Here is a 20,673-nt window from a genome sequence, read left to right as displayed (position 1 = left end):
GATCCTGGCCCGTAGGTGCCAGGGGCAGCAATGGGCCAGGCCAAATCGTTGTCTGGACCACTGGATTCCGATTACTTGGTCTGGCATGACCCCTCGAAGATCTCTCACCGCCGCACTCGCGGCCGCCGTCCTCGGCGGACTGCTGTCCGCGGTACCCCAGTCCGCCACGGCGGACCCCCACCAGGATCCGGAGCGGCGCGTCATCGTCACGCTGTCCGGGGCGGCCGCCGCGGCCGGGAAGGGCGTTCTGCGCGCCGGCGACGCCCGGGCGGTCGGCACGGACCGCGCCGCCGTCGCGGGACGGCAGAAGTCGTTCCTCGACCGGGCCAAGGGCGCCGGAGTGCACACCGGTTCGCCACGCACCCTGAACCTGCTGCTCAACGCGGTCGCGGTGACCGTGAAGGCCTCCGAGGTCACCGCGCTGAAGCGGTTGCCCGGGGTGGTGTCCGTGGTCCCCGACACCAAGGCGCGCCTCCTCACCGACGCGAGCGTGCCACTCGTCAACGCGCCGCGGGTGTGGCGCCGAAAGGACCCGGCGGGCAAGGGCGCCGACGGCCACGGCGTCACCGTCGCCGTCCTGGACAGCGGGGTCGACTACACCCATCCCGACCTCGGTGGCGGCTTCGGCGAGGGCCACAAGGTCGTCGCCGGTTACGACTTCGCCAACGGCGACACCGATCCGATGGACGACAACGGCCACGGCACGCACGTCGCCGGCATCATCGCGGGCCGGGCCGCCGGGAAGGGCGGGGTGACCGGTGTGGCGCCGGGCGCGAGCATCCTGGCGTACAAGGTCATGGACGACGCGGGCGAGGGTTACACCTCCGACATCGTGGCCGGTATCGAAGCCGCGGTCGACCCGGCCAATCCGCACCGAGCCGACGTCATCAACATGAGCCTCGGCGGCTACGGGGACGGCACCGATCCGCTCGGCGCGGCGGCGACCGCCGCCACCAGGGCGGGAGTTGTCGTGGTCGCCTCCGCCGGCAACGACGGGCCGAGGAGGGGCACGGTGAGCACCCCGGCCGCCGGCGACGGCGTCATCGCGGTCGGCGCCTCCATCAGCGGGCTGCGCATACCGAGCGCCGCGTACCGGGGCGGCGAGAAGATCCAGGCGTACCGCGGACTGGTCTCCGCGAACCCGCCCGTCAAGCCCGTCACCGCCGCGCTCGTCGATGCCGGGCGGGGCACCGCGGAGGACTGGGAGCGGGCCGGCGACGTCAAGGGCAAGGCCGTCCGGGTCGACATGCTGGTCGCGCAGTCCTCGCAGGACCTGTACATGACCGAGATCGAGATGGCCCGCGAGGCCGAGCGCCGCGGTGCGATCGCCCTCATCGGCGGACCGTCCGGGGGCGGTGGCCCCGTGCACGCCGCACCGGGCGCCCAGTCCCAGGACCAGCCCGGCCGACCCGACCGGCCCCAGGCCCCCTCCCGCGACGGAACCGTGCCGCTCGCCGCGCGGACCTCCCTCAAGGACTCGGGCGACTCCCTGCGCATGGACACCATCGTCATGCTGGGCATGGACTCCACCCAGTACGCCGAGCTCGGCCGCCGACTGGCGAAGGGCAGGGTCGAGGTGACGGTCAGCGGCACGGACGCCACCGACGCGATCGCCTCGTTCTCCTCGCGCGGTCCCGACCTGCGGTGGGGTCTGAAGCCGGACCTCGTCGCGCCGGGCTTCGACATCCTCTCCACCGTCCCCGCCTCCCTGTACGCCCCCGGCTACTACCGCATGTCGGGTACGTCCATGGCGGCACCGCACGTCGCCGGCTCCGCCGCCCTGCTGCGCCAGCTGCACCCGGGCGAGACCCCGGCGAAGGTCACCTCCGAACTGGTGGGCTCCACCCGGCAGCTCCGGGATGGGGGGACGATTACCGTCGGCTCCGGCCGCCTCGACGTCGCCGCTGCCGCCGCCACGGCCGACACCGGCATCACCACCACCCCGGCGACCCTCTCGTACGGCCTCGCCGACCTCGCCCGGCACACGGTCGGCGGCACCAGGAAGCTCACCGTGACCAACTCCGGCACCAGGACGCGCACGGTCCGCCTGAAGGCGAGCGGCCCGGCGAGGATCAGCCCGGACACCCTGCGCATCCCGGCCGGCGCCCGTGCGACGGCGACGGTGACCCTGCGGGCCGCCCGCCCGGACGGCGAAGCCGAGATCACCGGCACGGTCACGGTCACGCCCGAGCACGGCGCCGCCCTGCGCGTCCCGTACCTCCTCGTCGTCCGGAAGATGTTCCTCCAGACCGGCCCCGACCCGAGCGACGGCACGTCCACCGCCGTCGTCCTCAGCCCCGCCCCGCTCGCGAGGCCGCCGGTCCTGACCGTCACCCCGCCGCACGGCAGGCCCTACACCGTCACCACCACACTCCGCACCGAGAACGTCTACCAGGCGGAGATCACCGGCCGGGGCGAGGGCGCCCACCTGGTGTCCGCCGAAGGCGTGACCGCCGACGGCAAGACGCTGACCAGCAACCGCGACGGTTTCGAGGTCACTCCCCGGAGCAGCCGCACCTCCCGCTGGCAGCCCGTCGGCCCCAACGCCGAGAGCGGCGACGTCACCACCGCGCCGAGCGCCCCGGGCGCCGCCGTCCTCACGCAGTACAACAAGGCGGGCCCCTGGTCGACGGAGGACAACGGCGCGACCTGGAAGCAGCACACCAGGCTGCCGCTCGGCGACGCGAGCGGCCCGGCCTTCACCGTCATCGACCCGCACGACCCCAAACGCTGGTGGTACGCGGCCAACAGCGCGTCCGGCATTCCGCGCACCGGCTCGATCCTGCGCACCCAGGACGGCGGCCGCACCTGGCAGACCCTCGACACCCCCGACGGGCGCGTCATCGACCTCCTCACCGACGAGGCGGGCAGCACGCTCCTCGCCGTCACCGCCACCGACCTGCTGATCAGCCGGGACGGCGGCGACACCTGGGCCGCCGAACCCCACGGCATCCCCGCCGACCGCGTCTACGACGTGGCGATCGGCGGCGACAGCGTCTACTTCTCGACGGGCAAGTCGCTGTGGAAGCGCGACGGGCTGGCATCGGGCACCCTCGGCAAGGCCACCAAGGTGTACGAGCCCACCGGCAACCGGGTCTCCGTCGACGTCGTCGCGGACAGCCGGGTCGTGGCCATGTACGAGGTGGGGTCCGGCGTCGTCGGCTCCTTCGACGGCGGCAGGACCTGGGCCACCCTGGACACCGGCGAATACGGCGGTACGGGTCTGACCCTCACCGGCGGTGACCTGTACGTCGGCTACGGCAAGGACATCCGCGTCGGCCACGACCACGGCCGCCGCTGGAGCACCCTCCCGGCCGCCAACCCCGCGTCCACCACCTCCGACTTCACCCGCTGGGCCGACGGCTCGCTGACCGTGTCCGCGGACGCGGCCGGTGTCTACCGGGGCACACCGGACGGCAAGGACTACCGGCGCATCGGCGTCCAGGGCGGCACCGTCAACTCCCTCGCCCTGAGCGGGGACCGCCTGCTGGCGGCCGGCCCGCAGGGCACCCACCGCTCGCGGCTGCCGGTCTCCGGCGCCGAGTGGGGCACCACCGGCGGTGAGGGCAGGCTCGGCGTCGCGACCCGGCTGCTCCAGGCCTCCGCCAAGGACTCGCGGATCGTGTGGCGGGTGCGCAGCGGCGCCTGGGGCGACTTCCACCTGGAACGCAGCGGCGACGCGGGCGCCACCTGGCAGCAGAAGGGCGAGAGCAACGGCACGGTGTTGGCCCTCGCGGTGCACCCCGCCGACCCCGACCGGGTGTACGTCTCGTACGCGAACCTCCTGGGCAAGGGCCTGTTCTCCACCGAGGACGGCGGCTCCACCTGGAAGAACCTCCTGCACGACCAGACCTACTTCACCGCCGTCGCGGGCGACCCGAAGAACCCGGACCGGCTGTGGCTCGGCACCCCCGACGGCCTCTACCGCTCGGACAACGGGGGTGACGACATCACCAGGATGGCCGAGGGCCGGGTGGACACCATCGAGTTCGCCGGCGCCAAGATGCTGACCGGCGGCGACGCCATCAGGGTCTCGACCGACGGCGGCAGGACCTTCCGCACCGCCGACACCGGCAAACTGCCGTTGCGCGTCAACGACATCCAGGAGGTGGGCGGCTCCCTCTACGCGGCCAGTACCAGTTACTGGGATTCCGCCCTGCCGCGCGGTGGCCGGGGCGTCCTGCGGTCCACGGACGGCGGCCGCAGCTGGCAGAACGTCTCCACCGGTCTGCAGAACCTCAACGCCACCAGCCTGGCCGCCTCCGGAGGCTGGCTGTACGTGGGCACGGTCCAGGGAGGAGTGCACCGCCTGAAGCTCTGACCGGGTGGGGGGGGAAGGCGGTGGCCCGCCTGTCGGGCGGGCCACCGCTGTCCGCGTGTCCGTCGGCCGCCCTCCTCCAGGCGGTCGAGCCCGTAGGGGTTCAGCGCGCAGCGGGCCAGCCATCCCCCCTGCCGCACCAGGACTCGCCGTGGTGAGGTCACCCGCCGCCGTGCCTTCCCCGGGCACACTGTCACACGCTGCCATGTCACGCGGCCGTGGCTCCCGGCGCGCCTGACACAGGCGCACCACGGGACGCTCCATGCCCATGTTCTGGAGGTCGGCATGACGTGTGCCAGTTGGTTCTCCCGCGCGACGGCGATGGCTGTCACCGTCGTCCTGGCACTGCTGCCGGCGTACGCGGAGGCGACGGCGGAAGCAACCGCGGGCAACGCGCCGACCGCGGTGAACGCCCCGGCTCCCGGTACCAAGGGGCCCGTGGGATGGGAGAGTCTGCGCCGTCTCGACCGTCTTCCGGTTCTCCCCTCGGGTGTGCGGACCTTGCAGTTCTCCAGCTTCGACCGCGCCGGGGGCAACGCTCAGGACGGCTTCTTCGGCACCTACTCCTGTCTGCGCACCAGCGGCGGCGGTTGCGTGATCGCGGAGCACCGTGGAGCGGGCGAGATCGGGTCCATCTGGTTCACCCGCGACGAGGGCGATGTGACCCGCACGGGCACGCTCACCATCGAGCTCGACGGCAAGAAGGTCCTGGACGCGCCGCTTCAGGATGTGGTGAACGGCCGGCTCGGCGCGCCTTTCGCACCGCCCCTGGTGGCCAACGCCGAGGCGTCATCGGGGGGCGTGCTCATCGAAGTGCCCATGGCGTTCCGCGAGTCCATGCGCATCACCACCCAGCACAATCCCCTCTTCTACCACGTGTCGTACCGCTCCTTCGCCGACGCCGACGGCATCGTCACCTTCGACGCCCACGACCCGGCCCAGGATGTCGTCGCCCTCATCAAAGCGGCCGGCACCCGCGACCCCAAACCGGCGCTGCCAGGAACCCGTACGACCACCCAGGCACTGAGCCTCGCCCCGGGAGGCACCCAGACGCTCGCCACCTCCCTGACGCCCGGGCTCCTCACCGCACTGGAGATCCACCTCCCGCAGGTGTCCGGCGCCGCCACGCGGAGGGCGGTGGGACGTGGCCGGGTCCCCGGGGGCGGCGAACCCGCCGCGCCGGTGGTTGGCCGGACGCTGCTCACCGCGCTGCGGCTGCTGATCTCGTTCGACGGTCAGCGCACCGTCGACGCACCACTCGGCGAGTTCTTCGGCGCGGGGCAGGCCATGGCCCCCGTGCGGGCCCTCATGTTCGCCACCGATCCCCGGACGCAGACCTTCCGCGCCTGGTGGCCCATGCCCTTCACGACGCGGGCCCATGTGCAGCTCTACAACGGCTCCGACATCCCGGTCACCGCGGGCAGCGCCTCGGTGAGCACGGCCCCCTCCCCCGCCCATGCCCAGGCCGTGCGTACGAGAGCCGAGGGCCGCTTCCACGCCCTGTCCCACGCCGGACCGACCGTTCCCGGCACGAGCTGGTCGTTCCTGCGCACGCAGGGCCGGGGCAAGTTCGTCGGCGTCAGCCACAGCATGCGGGGCGACACGGACCGTACCTATCTGGAGGGCGACGAACGGGTGTACGTCGACGGGGCACGCACCCCCCAGCTCCACGGCACCGGTACCGAGGACTTCTACCAGAGCGGGTGGTACTTCAACCGCGGCCCCTACACCCAGCCCTTCAACGGGAACCCCACCCACCTCAGCGCCTCATCGGGCTGCGCGACCGGGCGCGACTGCACGGACGCCTACCGCCTCCAGCTGCACGACTCGGTGGCCTTCACCGAGTCGATCGACTACTCGATCGAGCACGGTCCGATGAACGACCGTCAAGCCGACTACTCCTCCACCGCGTTCTGGTACGGCACCTCCACCACCGCCTCGTACACGAGCGACGTCCTGCACCTGGGAGATCTCGCCGGCGAAGCGGCTCACCGCTACACGGCCGGCGCCGCGAGCCCCCTCCCCCTGCTCGATTCCGCCTTCGAGGGTGACGCCCGTACACCCACGCGGCTGCGCGCCCCGACCCGGGCCACCCGCACGCCCGTCACCTTCACCCTGGCCATCGACCCCCGCAACCGAGGCGTCGAGCTACGGCGCACCTCCGACCAGCAACAGGGCCCGCAGCAGGCGGAGATCAGCATCGACGGGCACCGGCTGGGCGACTGGTACCAGCCTCTCGCCAACACCGACCGGCGCTGGCTCGACGACACCTACCAACTGCCCGCCGCTTACACCCGCGGTCGGAGCCTGCTCACCGTGACGCTCACCCCGGCACCGAACGGTGCTGCCTGGTCCGCCGCCTCGTACGAGGCCCGCAGTCTGATCTGAACGGGGCACCGGGCCGGGCGCGGGGAACCGGCTACCCGGGCGGGCAGCCGGTTCCCCGGCGGTTCACGACGGACGTCTCACCGGCACGTCCCCCTGGGCGGCAGCACGCCGATTGTGAGGTTCACCGCGGTTCCGGGGAGGGCCGGCGTGCCCGCGGCCGGACTCTGATCGGAGACGGTCCGGTCGTGATTGCACGTCGGGTCGACGACGGTGCTCACCGCGCCGAGGACGAACCCCGCGGAGGTCAGGACCGACGTGGCCACGGCCCGGGTCTCGTCACTCACGTCGGGCACCCTGAGCGTGAGTTTCTGCCAGGTGGAACCGTTGGACCACCTGATGAGGTTCGGTGCCTGCAACTTGGCGCTGTATGTGGCGTCGTCGGGGAAGGTGACCAGGATGGTGTCACTGGTGATGACGACACCGGAGGCCGTCGGACGGTGCTGGGAGGACATGTCCACCGTCAGGATGTCGTCGACGTCCGAGATCACCGGTCTCGCCGTGCCTCCGTCGGTGAACGTGCCGTTGACGTCGAACACCAGCTGTGTGGCCGCGGCGGCGGCGCCCTCCCCCATGGGCGCGCTCGCCCCGACCGGTGCGACGAGCGCCGGTCCGAGCTGGTGTGCGTCGGACGCTCCCGCTCCCGCCAGGTTCACGACGGTGGTCAGGACCACCGCCAGCACGCCTCCGAAGATCTTGTCGCGGACTCGCATGATCGTCTCCCCTCCTGGGCCCCGGCCGGTCGCGTCGGGTGCCGGCTCCGGCCCGGTCGGACCGTGCCACGGCCGGTGGCGCCCAGCATCGGCGGATCCGTACACCGGCCGCCATACGAGGGTCTGCGTATGCCCGGGGCCCGGGGCGGCCGAGTAGCCTGGGACCGGCCCGCGGACGAGGGGGACCTCATGGGGAGCTCGCTGTCGCTCAGCGACCTGGATCTGCGTGCCCTGGCGGGGATCGTCACCGAGACCCGCACGGACATACCGGCCCAGGGGCTGCCGCCCTCGTTGCTCGACGATCTGATGCGGCAGATCCCGTGTGACGAACTGACCGTCGCGGGGTTCGACAGTCACCGGCGCACCTGGTGGCTGGCACAGGCCGGCTCCGGCGGGGACGACACACCGGATGAAGACGCCGACTCCACGCACTGGGAACACTACTGGGACTGCGCGCCGTGCAGTTACCCCGACCGCAGCGCCGACCTGCGCAGCGTCCTGACGATCGCGGACTTCTACTCGGCCCGGCAGTGGCACGGCACCGGTATGTACACCGACTACTACCGCCCTCTGGGCATCGAGCACGAGCTCACGCTCTGCATGCCCGCCGGGACGCCCGGGACCCGCGGCCCCGGCCGGACCCTGCGGCTGTTCCTCTTCCGCGGGCCCGGCCGGGACTTCTCCGAACGCGACCGCGCGGTGCTCACACTGCTGCGGCCCCACCTGCACGAGGCATACCTGGAAGCCGAACGGCTCCGGCACCCCGCTCCCCGGCTCACGCCCCGGCAATGGCAGCTACTGCGCCTGCTCGCCGCGGGGCACACCAACGTCCAGATCGCCCGCCGGCTGGGCGTGTCCGAGGGGACCGTGCGCAAACACCTGGAGAACGCCTACCGCCGGTTGCACGTCACCAACCGCATGGCCGCGGTCAACCGCGCGTTCCCGGAGCGCTCGCAGGGCCCGCCCCCGCACGCGGTGATTCCGTACGGGCAGACGGTGGTCCCGTACGGGCAGGGCTGACGGGGAACGCACGCGCGCCCCCGAGGTGAAATGTGCCATTCAAGATCTCGTGGATCGTCGGACTGGGCGTCACCTCGGCCCTGTACTGGCTCTGGGCGAGGCGTACGGCCAACCCGCCCGCGCAGACCGTCCACCCGGCCCCGTCCGGGAGCGGTGACCGGGCAGGGGCGGACGCCTGACCTGGTGTCACCCGGTCGGCACGACATCCGCCCACAGGGCGGCGGCGTCGGGCGAGAGCGGTGCGACCGCTCCCGCCGCCGCGTCGTCGTCGCCGTCCCACCACACGCCCTGACCGGTCGTCAGGACAGAGCCGTCCCCCGTTGCCTGGCCCGGGGCCCGCCACTGGCCGCTCAGCACATAGAGCATCCCGGAGTGTCCCGGGCCGGGCGCGACGGGCTCGGTGACGCGGTCCACCCGGGCCGTCCAGTGGCCGCGCCGCGCCATCAGGTTGAGCACCCGGCAGGGGCCACCCGGCAGTTCGGCGGTGAGCGCGAGATCGCCGGAGAACGCGAACGGCTCCCCCGCGCACACCAGCAGCCGGTCGAACACACCGGAGGACGTCAGCCGTACCCCGTCTCCCGCCAGCAGGGTGAGGGTCCGGTCCACCCCCGCGAACGCCGAGAAGGGACCTCCCCGGCCGATGTCGGCGACGCTCGCGCGCCACCCGAACGCATCGGTGCCCGCGGGCCGCGAGGTGATCTCCCTGGTCGTGCCGCCGCCGTTGCGCCAGGGACCGGCGGGCAGGGTCTCCACATCGAAGGGGTGCATGGGTGGGCTGCTCCTGGGCGGGCGCGGGTCGGGGTGGGTGTCAGGTCCGCAAGTACGAGGCGCCGTTGACGTCGAGAACGGTGCCCGAGCTCCACATGGCCTGCGGGGAGGCCAGATACAGCACGGCTGCGGCGATCTCGCCTGGGTCGGCGACGCGGCCGAACGGGCTCTGGGCCCGGATGCCCTCTCCCTCGGGTCCCTCCAGGCGGTCCGCGACCCGCTCGGTGGCGACGAACCCGGGGGCGACGGACGCCACGGCGATCCCGTGCGGGGCGAGGGAGACCGCGAGGGACTGGCCCAGGGCGTGCAGGGCGGCCTTGGTGGCGCCGTAGGCGGGATGGTCGGGCTCGCCCCGGAAAGCGCCGCGCGAGCCGATGTTCACGATCCGCCCCTCGCGGCCAGCCTCGATCATCCGGCTCGCCACCCGGTGGCTGAGGTGGGCGGGACCGAGGAGGTTCACGTCGACGGTCTGCCGCCAGGCCTGCTGCCACTGCTCGTACGAGGTCCGGGCGAGCGGGTGGGCCACCATCACGGCGGCGTTGTTGACCAGGATGTCCACCCCGCCGAGCGCCTCCTCGGCCCGGGCCGCCAGTTCCTCGACGCCGTCCGGGTCCGCGAGGTCGGCGGCGAGGAGTACGTGTCCCTCTCCCTCCAGTGCGGCGAGGGTCTTCTCGGCGTCCGGCCCGGAGGTGGAGCAGTGGACGGCCACCCGGTCGCCACCCCGGGCAAACGCGGCGGCCACCGCCCGGCCGATGCCCCGTGAGGCCCCGGTGACCAGGACGCCCCGGCCGGTGCTGGGCAGCTTCGTCACGGTCCGGTCCATCGGGGTCCCTCTCGTCGGCGGCGGCGACGGCCCCGCCGCCTGAGCGGTGCCGTCCTCCCGAGCCTACTGAGCATGATCACGATCTGGGAAGCAGTCCGTTCCGTTCCCGCCGCGGCCAGCGCCGGGCGCGGTCCCGGGCCCCGGGCGGCACGCGGACAGGACCGCCGTCCTGTCCGCCGACCGGTCACGATGGCCTCGGTCGGCCCGGGACGGCGGCCCTGTCGCAGCGGACGCGATGTCAGACGGTGAGGACGATCTTGCCGCGGGTGCGGCCCTCCTGGTTCAGGCGCCAGGCGTCCGCGGCATCGGCCAGCGGGAAGGTCTTCTCGACGTGCACCGAGAGCTTCCCCGCGTCGGCGAGCCGAGCGAGTTCGGCGAGGTCCTCGCTGTCCGGACGCACCCAGAGCGAGTGCCCGCCCTGCTCCACGGCGGCCTGGTCGGCGATGGACACGATGCGTTCGCGCTGCTTGAGCAGGGCCTGCGACAGATCGACGACGCCGCCCCCGACGAAGTCGAGCGCCGCGTCCACGCCCTCCGGCGCCAGCGCGCGCACCCGGTCCTCCAGGCCGTCCCCGTACGTGACGGGCTCGGCGCCGAGGCCGCGCAGGAACTCGTGGTTGCGCTCGCTCGCGGTGCCGATCACCCGGGCGCCGAGGGCCACCAGGATCTGCACGGCGAACGCCCCGACACCACCGGCGGCGGCGTGCACCAGCACCGTCTCGCCCGACTTCACCCCGGCCCGGTGGACCGACTGGTAGGCGGTCAGCCCCGCCAGCGGCACCCCGGCCGCCTCTTCCCAGCTCAACGCGGCGGGCTTGCGCGCCACGGACCGTACGGGTGCGGCGACGAGCTCGGCGTACGCGCCCTTCTCCACCCAGTCCTTGCGCACATAGCCGAACACCTCGTCGCCCACCTGGTACTCGGGCACGTCCAGGCCGACCGCTTCCACCACGCCCGAGACGTCCCATCCCGGGATCATCGGAAACGCGACTTCCATGATGGGATCGAGATACCCGGCGGCCAGTTTCCAGTCGACGGGGTTGATGGCTGCCGCCTTCACCCTGATCAGGACCTCGCCGGGCGCCACCTTCGGGTCGGGAAGGTCCACCAGGCGCAGGTCGTCAGCAGAACCGTACTTCTCCAGCACAATTGCCTTCATGACCAGCTCGAACACCGGCACGTGCCCGCTCATTCCCGGGCGAACGGGATACGCCCGAAAGGCCCAGCCTCCGGCGCACCGAGTCGGCTGGGACCACGGGCCCGGGGCACGGAGGTAAATGCGTCGACAGCACCCCGAGGCACCCGGCAGAGTGGCCGCCCGTGACGAGCAGCGAACTCTGGACCCGTGCGACCGCCGACCGCTACGACGCCGAAGAGACCGAGATGTCCTCGGCCGCCGTTCTCGGACCCGCCCTTGCCTTCCTGGCCGAGCTCGCCGGGGACGGCCGCGCTCTGGAGTTCGCCATCGGCACCGGACGCGTGGGGGTTCCCCTGCGCGAACGCGGTGTGCCGGTCGTGGGCATCGAGCTGTCCGAGCACATGGCGGCGGTCCTGCGCCGCAAGACGGACGAGGCCACGCTCCCGGTGGTCATCGGGAACATGGCCACCACCGTCGTCCCCGGCGAGTTCAGCCTGGTCTACCTCGTCTACAACACCATTACGAATCTGCTCACCCAGGACGAGCAGGTCGCGTGCTTCCGCAACGCCGCCCGTCATCTGGCGCCCGGCGGCCGGTTCGTCATCGAGCTGGGTGTGCCGCCGCTGCGGCTCCTGCCTCCCGGGCAGGTCGCGGTGCCCTTCGACGTGTCCGAACGGCATCTCGGCTTCGACACCTTCGACCTGGTCGAGCAGATCCTCGTCTCCCACCATTTCACCCGCGACGGCGATGACGGCACCTACCGCCGCGGCAACTCCCGCCACCGGTACGCCTGGCCGGCGGAGCTCGACCTGATGGCACGCCTCGCCGGTCTCGAACCAGAACGCCGGGTCGCGGACTGGGACGGGACGCCGTTCACCCAGGACTCCACGAAGCACATCTCCGTATGGCGCAAGCCGGTCTGAGACCGGCCCGGGGCACTCAACCGCCTAGTCCAGTTCGCCCTTCCCCCGCGAGGCCGCGCTGTGCAAGGTGCGCAGCGCCAGGAGCAGGACGCCGATGTCGTCCAGGTAGACGGGGTCGGGGAGCAGGTCGACCGGGCTGATCACGTACAGCAGCGCACCCCAGTAGGCGGCCTTGTGGGTGAGGGGGATACCGGCGTCCCGCAGCAGTCTGCGGGCGCGGACCAGCCGGACGGTCAGGACGACCGCCCCCACGGCGGCCGCCACGAGCAGGAGTGCGGCGAGGACCAGGCCGACCGTCACTTCCCTGCTCATACTCAGCGACTCGGCCAGAGCGGCTTGCGACGGGCTCATCGTGTCGCGGACGGCTGGGGACGGCGGTTTTCGAGGACCCGGGGATGCGCCCAGGGTTCGTCCAGCGTCGGGCCCATCGGCTGCGTCATGGCGCGGCCACCTCCTCGTTGTGCGGCGGGACCGTGCCCCGCATCACCTCACGTGTACCGTGCGCGCGGCGGTTGATGCGCCGAGCGCGGGATGTGTTGGCCGAGTGCCGCAACGGCGGCCGCCACCGCCACCACCCCGCCACCGCCGGGAGCGGGGCCGATGGCCGTGCGCCGCTAGGATGCGCGGGATTTGCCGTTCACCTTGGGGAGGGACATGAAACTCATCCGTATACCGGGCCGACTGCGTACGGCTCTTGGCGCGTTCGCCGTCGCCACGGGGGTACTCACCGGGATGCTCGTGGGGCCCGTGGACACCGCGAGCGCCGCCACGGTCACCACCGGACCGGTCTTCAACGATCCGACCGGTGACAGTGCCGCCCAGCAGGCCATCCGCAGCCAGGTGCGCTCGGTCGTCACCAACGCCGACAGCGGAACCTCGCTGCGGCTGGCCATGTACCACCTGTGGGACGAGACCGTCGCGAACGAACTGGTCGCCGCGAAGACGGACCGGGGCGTCAGCGTCAAGGTGGTCCTGGACGCGAGCACCCGCGACTACCCGGCCGCGTACGACATCCTGAAGGCCGCTCTCGGTACGGACACCACGAAGAGCTCGTACGTGAAGCTGTGCGCCACCGGCAGCTCCTGTCTGGGCCCGGCGGGTACCGGCATCAACCACAACAAGTTCCTGGTGGTCGGCAGCGTCGGTGGCGGAGCCCAGAAGAACGTCGTGGTGCAGCTCACCTCGAACCTGACACCGTCCAACTACTCTCGGTACTGGAACAGTTCGGTCACCGTCGTGGGCAACACCGAGCTGTACGACGGCTACCTCTCCTACTTCGACAAGCTGCCCGCGCAGAACCGCGCCGCCTGGACGTACACGTACGGCAACGCCGGCGACTACAAGTACTACTTCTTCCCGCGCGCGGGCACCGACGCCACCACGGACACCGTCGTGAACGCGCTGGACAACATCACCTGCCGCTGGACCGACACCGCCGGAGCGCACCGGACGACCGTCCACGCGGCCATGCTGAAGATCAGCCGCCAGGCCGTGGCCGACAAGCTGCGCGCGCTCGCCGGGGCGGGGTGCCTGGTGGACCTCGTCTACAGCGAGACGGACACGGGTACGTGGAACGCCCTGCACGGAGTCTCCGGCATCACCAACCGCTGCTACCAGCACGATGACGACGCTGACAGCACCACCCCCAACCGCATCGTGCACTCCAAGAACGTGATGGTGGACGGCATGTACGCGGGGACCGTCCAGAAGCTGATGTGGACCGGCAGCCACAACTGGAGCGGTCCGGCGCTCCGCGAGAACGACGAGGCGATGCTGCGGATCACCACGCCCTCCGTGTACAGCGCGTTCGAGGCCAACTTCCAGGCGGCACGCGCCGCGGCCGTACCCGGCACCAGCGACAACGTCACCGCCTGCAAGAGCGAGTAGCGAGGGCCGCGGCTCCCGCCCCATCGGGCGGGGGCCGACCCGACCGGCCGCGGGCCCGGGCGTTCACGGGTAGTTCGGCGCCGGGGAGGTGCGGAACACCCGGGGATCCTCGGCAGCGATCAGCCCGCGTAAAGGCTTACCGAGCCTGGCAAGGGGGTCGCTACTGTGACCTCATGACCACCGACGCCGTGCCGCCGCCCACCCCCGATGACATCGCGCTGCTCCCCCGGGCCGAGTTCGCCTTTCCCGGTCCGCTGCGCGACCGGCTCGTCGCGGCCGTCCTCGACGGCTCCAAGACCTCCACGACCGGGCTCGTGATCGATTACGAACACGAAGGCGAGCCGCTGCCGTCCGTCGGGCGCCGCGCCGTGGTGATCGACTCGGACGGCCGTCCGGTGGCGGTCACCGAGGTCACCGATGTGCGGGTCGTACCGCTCGCCCAGGTGGATTTCGCTCATGTGGTGGATGAGGGCGAAGGCGACACCAGCATCGCCGGGTGGCGGGCCAACCACGAGACGTTCTGGCACAGCGCCGAGATGCGCGCGGCCCTGGAGGACCCGGCGTTCACCGTGGACGACGAGACCCTGGTGCTACTGGAGCGCTTCCGGGTCGTCACCGACCTGCGCCCGGCCGGCTGACCGAGCACCGGGCCCATGGCCCGCTGCGGACGGCTGGGTACCGACACCGCCCGGCCACGGCCCTCACCTCACGCGGCCACGGCGTCCCACATGGCGTGCGCGGACGGGCGGACCGGGCGCTGGGGAGCACGCTCGGCGAGCCGCGTCATCCAGGCACCGATCTCCTGCAACTCCCTGCGCCCGACCCCGGCCCGTACGCGGGGGAACCACCGGTGGTCCTCCGCGTCCATGTGCCGTTCGACGATGTCCATCAGCAGACGGGCCTTGGCGTCGAACGCGACCTCGCCGGGACGCATGTCGTACAGCTCCGCGGCGAGCACGTCGGCGATGTGATGCTCCTCGACGAAGCCCAGGATGTCGGGCTCGGTCTCGGGGAGCAGCACACAGACGCGCGGGTACATGCCCTCCCGCTCGATAAAGGTGTACACGGTCAGTGCCCGGAGGAAGGGCTCCACCGCCTCGGTCCGTCCTTCGACCCGGTAGGAGCGGATCAGTCGCCTGATCTCCTTGTGGCCTTCCCTCAGCATCACGATCGCGTCGGTCGACATGGGCAGCTCCCTGAGGCACAGCGGGCACAGCACTCACTTACGCTCCAGGCCATACCCGGCAAACCGGATGCTCATGCACCGGATGGGGGGGTACCCGTCCGCTGTCGCGCGGTCACGGGGGGACGTCGGACACCACCCGCCTCCCTGCACACCACCGCAACACCACCGTCCCGCATACGCGAAGACGCCCGGCCGGGTCGTCCCAGCCGAGCGTCTTTGTGTGTCTGCTACCGAGAGCGGCTCACCCGGGGGCGGCTCAGTACCAGTGGTGGGTCTGCCAGAAGTTCCAGGCGCCCACGGGGCTGCCGTAGCGGTCGTTCATGTAGTCCAGGCCCCACTTGATCTGAGTGGCGGGGTTGGTCTTCCAGTCCGCACCGGCCGAGGCCATCTTCGAGCCCGGCAGGGCCTGGACCAGGCCGTAGGCGCCCGAGGAGGTATTGGTGGCGGTGTGGTCCCAGCCACTCTCGTGGGACACGATGTTGTTGAAGGCGGCGAACTGCGCCGGGTCCTTGATCATCTGCTGGGCGATCGCCTTGGCGCTCGTCGGGGCCGCGGCCTGAGCGGGGACCGTGGCGAGCAGGGAACCGGCGGCACCGACGGCGACGACGGCACCCGCGAGGGTCTTCTTCGAAGCGGCGATACGGCGGATGACAGCGTGGGACACGGAGAAACCTTCCGAAGGGAACGAGGGCGGTCGCCGCATGCCGAAGACATGCGTGAGCCACTCACGCGAAGGAGAGGGGTTCGTCTGCGGCCGGGGAGAAACACCCGCACCGCTCGGCGACTCATCCAGTTCTACCGGCCACCCCCAGCCCTGGCAACGACCCCTCCTACTAGGCCGATTCGCAGCGGAGGACGAGAGTCCCTGATCCGGCCGGGCAGCCGTTTACGCAGGTGGGAGCAGGGATAAGCCGGACAGTCCGGCCGTCTCAGGGTTACGATGTCCGCTCGTACGTGACATGGGTCCTATGGGACGAGTCACCTTCAGGGCGTCCGATTTTTACGAAGAGTGACTGTTCGTACCCTTTTGAGGTGGGGGTGGGGCGCGGCGATCGCCTCGAAATCAGAGGGAAACGGGCGACTCGACGCCGCCCTTCACAGCCCGGGGCGAGCCTGCGCCCCACCCGTAGCGCTCCGACGCGGTCCGTTCAGGGGGCGAGGGCGCCCACGGACGGCAGATAGCGCGGCGCTCGCCAGGCCCGCAGCCGTCGCTCCACGGCGGCTCCCAGCGAGAGCAGGTCGGCGTCCTCGTGGTGGCCGGCCATCAGCAGGAGCCCGACCGGCAGCTCACCCACGGCGCCGGCGGGCACCGACAGCGAGGGATACCCGGCCACCGCCGCGGGGGTGGAGGACGGGATCACGTCGTTGTCGCCGCGCGCGCAGTCGGTCGTCCAGGCCGGCGGGTTCGTCGGCGCGGCGATGGCGTCCAGGTGGTGGGCGGCCAGCGTCTCGTCGAGCGAGCGCCGGGACAGTTCGGCCAGCTCCGCGCGGATGGCGCGGTACCCCGGGTCGGTGGTGGGCGGGGCGGCGAGGGCCTGCTCGAACAGCTCCTGCCCGGCGAAGCAGGCCTGCTCCTGGGAATGGGCACGGTTGAACGCGATCAGCGCGGCGAGGTCCCGGGGCCCTTGGCGCGTACGGAGGTAGGCGTCGATGTCCCGGTGGAACTCGCTGAGCAGCGCGGGGAATTCGAGCGCGGCCAGCCGGTCCTGGTACGGGGGCGTCACCTCGACGACTTCCGCACCGGCGGTGCGCAACATCATCGCGGTACGGGTCATCACGGCGTCGACCTCGGGACCGAGCGAGGGCAGGCGCCACAGACCGATGCGCTTGCCTCGCAATCCGCCGTGACGGCCCGCCGATTCATCCCACTGGGGCGTCCGTTGGGCCGGTATGGCGTCAGCACCCGAGCGGCCCTTGGGGCCCGTGACGCCTGTGAGGCCCGTGACACGGTTTCCGGTGAGCACGGACAGCGTCAGCGCGGTGTCGATGACGTTGCGGGCCATCGGCCCGGCGGTGTCCTGCTCGGCCGAGATCGGCACCACTCCCCTCTGGCTCACCAGACCGAGGCTGGGCTTGAGACCGACCACCCCGTTCATCCCCGCCGGGCACACGATGGACCCGTCGGTCTCGGTACCGATCGCCACCTGGGACAGCGACGCGGCGAGCGCGGCGGCCGAGCCGGCGGAGGATCCGCACGGGTTGCGGTCGAGGACGTACGGGTTGTTCGTCTGGCCGCCGACGGCCGACCACCCCGAAGTCGGCTTCGCCGCACGGAAGTTCGCCCACTCCGACAGGTTGGTCTTGCCGAGGATCACCGCTCCCGCCTGCCGCAGCCGGTCCACCAGAACCGCGTCCTCGGCCGGTGGCCTGCCCGCAAGTGCGAGCGACCCCGCCGTGGTCGGCAGGTCCCGGGTGCCGACGTTGTCCTTGAGCAGCACGGGGATGCCGTCCAGTGGTCCGCGCAGTCGGCCGCCGCGCTGCCGCGCGTCGCTGGCGGCGGCCTGGCGCAGGGCCGACGGGTCGGTGTGGAGCACCGCGTGGATCTTCGGGTCGATGGTCTCGATCCGCCGCAAGTACGCGCGGGTCAGTGTCAACGACGTCAGCGTCCCCCTGGCCCTGTCCGCCTGTAACTCCGGGATCGTCACGGTGTCCAAGTCGACCCCTCCCGGAGACGACGCTCGGCGCGGCGGTCCGTCCGCCGCGCCGATGTCCTGCGCGCTCGACCCGGGCGCGCCCGCCAGCAGCGCTCCGCCGACCACGGCGGCGATCAGTGCACCCACTCTGCTCGATGTCATGGCAGACAGGGCACTACACGCCTGCGTCACGGCGCAAGGGTCGTCCCGGCCGGGAACGCTGCCCCGTCGGCCGCGGCCCCCGGGCGTGCGGGCAGCGTCGCGGCACGGGCCCTACCGTCGACGAGCAGCCTCATCGCCGCACTGTTCACCGGATGCGGCGGATACGGACCGGGCCCCGCGCTCGAGCCGGTTCGACGGGTCGGCCACCTTGAGTGATCTCGACCTCGCCGGCCTCGACCAGTCGCCGGGCCGCGCGCCGGGCGGGTTCCATGAGCGCGCGCCAGCCGTCGTCGTCCCCGTCGTACACCGCCCGTGCGGCGTCGGAGGGGCAGATCGTCGCGGTGGGGCTGCGACGCTCCAGCAGATCCAGAATGGCGCGTTCCAGACGCCGGTCGGTCTGCCGTTCGGTGTCGGTCACTCTCCCAGTGTGGCAGCAGCGGCAGGGGGGAGCCGGGCCGTTCGCGCAGGACCAGGGCACGCAGGCTGTCACCCGTTCGGGCTAACCCGATGCGACGCCCAACCCCTGTCGGACCAGGCTGGAAAGGGAGCCCAGGCACCCTCGCCGATGAGCGTACGGGAGGTGCTCCGCCATGCGCGCCGAGACACGTCCAGCGGGTACACCCGGAACGACAGTGACGAGCGCCCGGGCCACCACGTAGGAACCCCGACGGGGCGGAACCGGTCCTTGCGGGCCGCGTCCCGCCACGGGAGACCGTCTTCACCCTGAAGATTTCCCTGGAGGTTGTCATGCGTATGCGCATCGTCGCCGCTACCACCCTGACCGCGGTCCTCACCCTGGCGGGAGCGGGTACGGCCCTCGCCGCAGATCCGGGCCCCGACACAACGACCGGCGTGGCCAGCAACTCGCCCGGCCTCCTTTCCGGCAACGTGACCCAGGTGCCGATCCACATTCCGGTCGCCGTGTGCGGCGACACCATAGATGTCATCGGCCTCCTCAACCCCGCCACCGGGAACAGCTGCACCAACGGCTAGGCACCGCACCCCGCCATCTCCATCGGCTGGGGCGTGACGCCCGGCCGGGGCAAGTCCGACGGGCCGTAACGCCCGGGACTTGTCCCGGCTGCCCCCACCTGCACTCTCAGTCGCGGGCCGTCACCGCGTGGTCCACTCCCAGGACGCGGCCTTCATGTAGTCCTTGTCGGTGGACAGGGCGGTCGTCCAGACAAGCCGCTTCGGCGGGTTCGACTCGTTTCCGGCGAAGACCGTGCAGAGCGTGTGGGTCTCGCCGACGTCCCATCCCATGTAGACGGGTGGCACCTCGCACCCGCCATCGACGTATCCCGTGTGGACGGTCGGCCGGTCGGCGACTTTCACGCCGTTCTTGTCGAGGGCCGCGGCATGGGCTCCCAGGTCGGCGTTGGGTGACCGGGGCTTGCCTGCCTTCAGCGTGTAGGTGAAGTAGACGAAGTACGGTGTGTCGCCCATCAGTTCGCCCGGGGCGACCGTGTCCCAGTGCAGGGACTTCGCCTGTTCGGGGGTCCCCTTGACGATCTTCTTGGCGGCGACTTCGAACGTGCCGCCTCCCGTGTTCGCGGGCTGGTACAACTGCGGTGAGGGTCGGCCCATCGCCAGCGCCGGACCCCACTCCCACTTCGGGGACGCACTCGCGGCCGGGCTCTCCTGACCCGAACCGCCCTTCACCGCCCGCCCTTCGGAGACACCGGGGTTGCCGCTCTCCGCGTCACCGCCGCAGGCAGTGAGCGTGAGCCCGAGGACGGTGAGGAGTACCCCGTACAGGGGTGTGGAGCGGCGGTGCATACGTTCATCCTTCGGCCACAGGTTCCGGACCCGGAGGAGCGGAAGGCTGAGCAGCCCGCGGATTCCCCCTGGTCGCGCTAGCGCGTCGTGTACATGCTAAGTGCCTTTCTCGCGGTGAAGGGCACGACCATCACCCCTCCTCGCGCCCTCCCCATCACGTACGGAAGTAGCGCGTGAACGCCGTGGCGTCGGTGCCCAGGACATCACCGAAGGGTGAGTCGAGTTCCCGGATGAGCAGGACGAGGAACGTGATGAGCCCGGCCAGGCCCATCACCATGACGATGTGGGTGAAACTGCGCCGGATGCCGAAGATGAACATGAAGGCGACCGTCAGCACCCCACCCATGATCAGGCCCAGCCAGAGGACGGGCGACAGGCTGCTCTGGGCGTCGGCCTCGCGCCCGCGCCGGGCCTCGTCGAGCGTGCCCAGTTGCGCGAGGAGTTCCTGAGCGGCGATCTGCTGGGCGGGGGTGGCCGTGGCCGGAAGCCGGGTGGCGGTGCGCAGCTGGTTCAGCAGCGTCCAGCCCTCGGGGCCGAGGCTCTCGCCGTCCGCCATCCGCGGCCACTCGGCGGTGACGACGTGGTGGGCGTACTGCCCGGAGAGAGAACGCACCTGTTCCCGCTCGTCCGCCGGCAGTGCGTCGGCGACCAGATACGTCTCGTGCAGCGCACTGGCCTCCTCCTGCACGTGGGAGGAAGCACTGCTGCTGGTCTCCCATACGGACACCAGGGCGAGCCCGAGCACGAGCGCGTAGAGGACGCCGACCATCATCGAGATGTACTCGGCGACGTCCTCGCGCGGTTCCTCGTCGGGGCCCGGCGGGAAGAGGCGCCCCTTCGCCACGACCACCGCGGCGGCGAGCATGGCCACCCCGAGAACAATGGCGAGGCTTTGCAAGGTGTCAGGCACGGGAGTCCCTCTGGATCACGGGGTGCGT

The 20,673-nt window shown here is 71.5% G+C and carries 19 protein-coding genes; 8 read left to right on the top strand and 11 right to left on the bottom strand.

Going from position 1 to position 20,673, the window contains the following annotated elements:
* Positions 1-85: 85 nt before the first annotated feature.
* Complete coding sequence (locus AC069K_RS02420) at positions 86-4,321, top strand: S8 family serine peptidase (RefSeq protein ID WP_478611324.1); 4,236 nt, start codon at positions 86-88, stop codon at positions 4,319-4,321.
* A 282-nt stretch (positions 4,322-4,603) separates the two neighbouring features.
* Complete coding sequence (locus AC069K_RS02415) at positions 4,604-6,706, top strand: glycoside hydrolase family 172 protein (RefSeq protein WP_478611321.1); 2,103 nt, start codon at positions 4,604-4,606, stop codon at positions 6,704-6,706.
* 77 nt (positions 6,707-6,783) lie between these two features.
* Here the strand turns inward: AC069K_RS02415 and AC069K_RS02410 are convergent, their stop codons facing one another.
* Positions 6,784-7,416: a PASTA domain-containing protein gene (locus tag AC069K_RS02410; RefSeq protein WP_478611319.1), complete on the bottom strand. Its 633-nt coding sequence runs from the start codon at positions 7,414-7,416 to the stop codon at positions 6,784-6,786.
* 189 nt (positions 7,417-7,605) lie between these two features.
* Here AC069K_RS02410 and AC069K_RS02405 point away from each other — a divergent pair, with 189 nt between their 5' ends.
* Positions 7,606-8,436: a helix-turn-helix transcriptional regulator gene (locus tag AC069K_RS02405; RefSeq protein ID WP_478611317.1), complete on the top strand. Its 831-nt coding sequence runs from the start codon at positions 7,606-7,608 to the stop codon at positions 8,434-8,436.
* A gap of 32 nt (positions 8,437-8,468) precedes the next feature.
* Positions 8,469-8,615, top strand: a complete 147-nt coding sequence (locus tag AC069K_RS02400; protein ID WP_478611314.1) for a hypothetical protein — start codon at positions 8,469-8,471, stop codon at positions 8,613-8,615.
* Positions 8,616-8,622: 7 nt separating this feature from the next.
* Here AC069K_RS02400 and AC069K_RS02395 read toward each other — a convergent pair whose 3' ends face one another.
* The 3 genes from AC069K_RS02395 to AC069K_RS02385 form a co-directional block, all read right to left on the bottom strand.
* Positions 8,623-9,204, bottom strand: coding sequence for a HutD/Ves family protein (locus AC069K_RS02395; RefSeq protein WP_478611311.1), 582 nt, complete (start codon positions 9,202-9,204; stop codon positions 8,623-8,625).
* Positions 9,205-9,244: 40 nt separating this feature from the next.
* Positions 9,245-10,027 (bottom strand): SDR family NAD(P)-dependent oxidoreductase, encoded by a 783-nt coding sequence (locus tag AC069K_RS02390; protein ID WP_478611308.1) that lies wholly within the window; start codon positions 10,025-10,027, stop codon positions 9,245-9,247.
* Positions 10,028-10,265: 238 nt separating this feature from the next.
* A complete protein-coding gene (locus tag AC069K_RS02385; protein ID WP_365108211.1) occupies positions 10,266-11,186 on the bottom strand; it encodes an NADP-dependent oxidoreductase in 921 nt (306 codons plus the stop codon).
* 161 nt (positions 11,187-11,347) lie between these two features.
* Between AC069K_RS02385 and AC069K_RS02380 the strand changes: the two genes are divergently transcribed.
* The gene (locus tag AC069K_RS02380; protein WP_478611306.1) at positions 11,348-12,088 is read left to right on the top strand and encodes a class I SAM-dependent DNA methyltransferase; all 741 of its coding nucleotides are present in this window, start codon (positions 11,348-11,350) and stop codon (positions 12,086-12,088) included.
* 24 nt (positions 12,089-12,112) lie between these two features.
* Here the strand turns inward: AC069K_RS02380 and AC069K_RS02375 are convergent, their stop codons facing one another.
* Positions 12,113-12,400 carry a YkvA family protein gene (locus tag AC069K_RS02375; RefSeq protein WP_365108191.1) on the bottom strand — a complete coding sequence of 96 codons (288 nt, stop codon included), beginning with the start codon at positions 12,398-12,400 and terminating at the stop codon, positions 12,113-12,115.
* A gap of 342 nt (positions 12,401-12,742) precedes the next feature.
* Here AC069K_RS02375 and AC069K_RS02370 point away from each other — a divergent pair, with 342 nt between their 5' ends.
* Entirely contained in the window at positions 12,743-13,975 is a 1,233-nt protein-coding gene (locus tag AC069K_RS02370; RefSeq protein ID WP_365108194.1) for a phospholipase D-like domain-containing protein, read from the top strand.
* 173 nt (positions 13,976-14,148) lie between these two features.
* Positions 14,149-14,613 carry an ASCH domain-containing protein gene (locus tag AC069K_RS02365; RefSeq protein ID WP_478611301.1) on the top strand — a complete coding sequence of 155 codons (465 nt, stop codon included), beginning with the start codon at positions 14,149-14,151 and terminating at the stop codon, positions 14,611-14,613.
* 68 nt (positions 14,614-14,681) lie between these two features.
* Here AC069K_RS02365 and AC069K_RS02360 read toward each other — a convergent pair whose 3' ends face one another.
* From AC069K_RS02360 to AC069K_RS02345, 4 genes are all read right to left on the bottom strand, one after another.
* Positions 14,682-15,161, bottom strand: a complete 480-nt coding sequence (locus tag AC069K_RS02360) for a hemerythrin domain-containing protein (protein ID WP_365108200.1) — start codon at positions 15,159-15,161, stop codon at positions 14,682-14,684.
* A 256-nt stretch (positions 15,162-15,417) separates the two neighbouring features.
* Positions 15,418-15,825: an aggregation-promoting factor C-terminal-like domain-containing protein gene (locus AC069K_RS02355; RefSeq protein WP_478611296.1), complete on the bottom strand. Its 408-nt coding sequence runs from the start codon at positions 15,823-15,825 to the stop codon at positions 15,418-15,420.
* A gap of 484 nt (positions 15,826-16,309) precedes the next feature.
* The gene (locus tag AC069K_RS02350) at positions 16,310-17,956 is read right to left on the bottom strand and encodes an amidase family protein (protein ID WP_478611293.1); all 1,647 of its coding nucleotides are present in this window, start codon (positions 17,954-17,956) and stop codon (positions 16,310-16,312) included.
* Positions 17,957-18,101: 145 nt separating this feature from the next.
* Positions 18,102-18,374, bottom strand: coding sequence for a DUF3253 domain-containing protein (locus AC069K_RS02345; RefSeq protein WP_478611291.1), 273 nt, complete (start codon positions 18,372-18,374; stop codon positions 18,102-18,104).
* Between the two features lie 329 nt (positions 18,375-18,703).
* On the opposite strand from AC069K_RS02345, the gene AC069K_RS02340 reads away from it, so the two are divergent.
* Positions 18,704-18,949 carry a chaplin gene (locus AC069K_RS02340; protein ID WP_478611289.1) on the top strand — a complete coding sequence of 82 codons (246 nt, stop codon included), beginning with the start codon at positions 18,704-18,706 and terminating at the stop codon, positions 18,947-18,949.
* Between the two features lie 120 nt (positions 18,950-19,069).
* Here AC069K_RS02340 and AC069K_RS02335 read toward each other — a convergent pair whose 3' ends face one another.
* Together AC069K_RS02335 and AC069K_RS02330 are read right to left on the bottom strand one after the other, a co-directional pair.
* The gene (locus AC069K_RS02335; RefSeq protein WP_478611286.1) at positions 19,070-19,735 is read right to left on the bottom strand and encodes a hypothetical protein; all 666 of its coding nucleotides are present in this window, start codon (positions 19,733-19,735) and stop codon (positions 19,070-19,072) included.
* Positions 19,736-19,889: 154 nt separating this feature from the next.
* Positions 19,890-20,645 (bottom strand): bestrophin-like domain, encoded by a 756-nt coding sequence (locus tag AC069K_RS02330; protein ID WP_478611283.1) that lies wholly within the window; start codon positions 20,643-20,645, stop codon positions 19,890-19,892.
* Positions 20,646-20,673 lie beyond the last annotated feature (28 nt).

The sequence above is a fragment of the Streptomyces sp. NPDC043908 genome (assembly GCF_056435525.1).
This window is presented reverse-complemented; position numbering and strand designations above follow the sequence as displayed.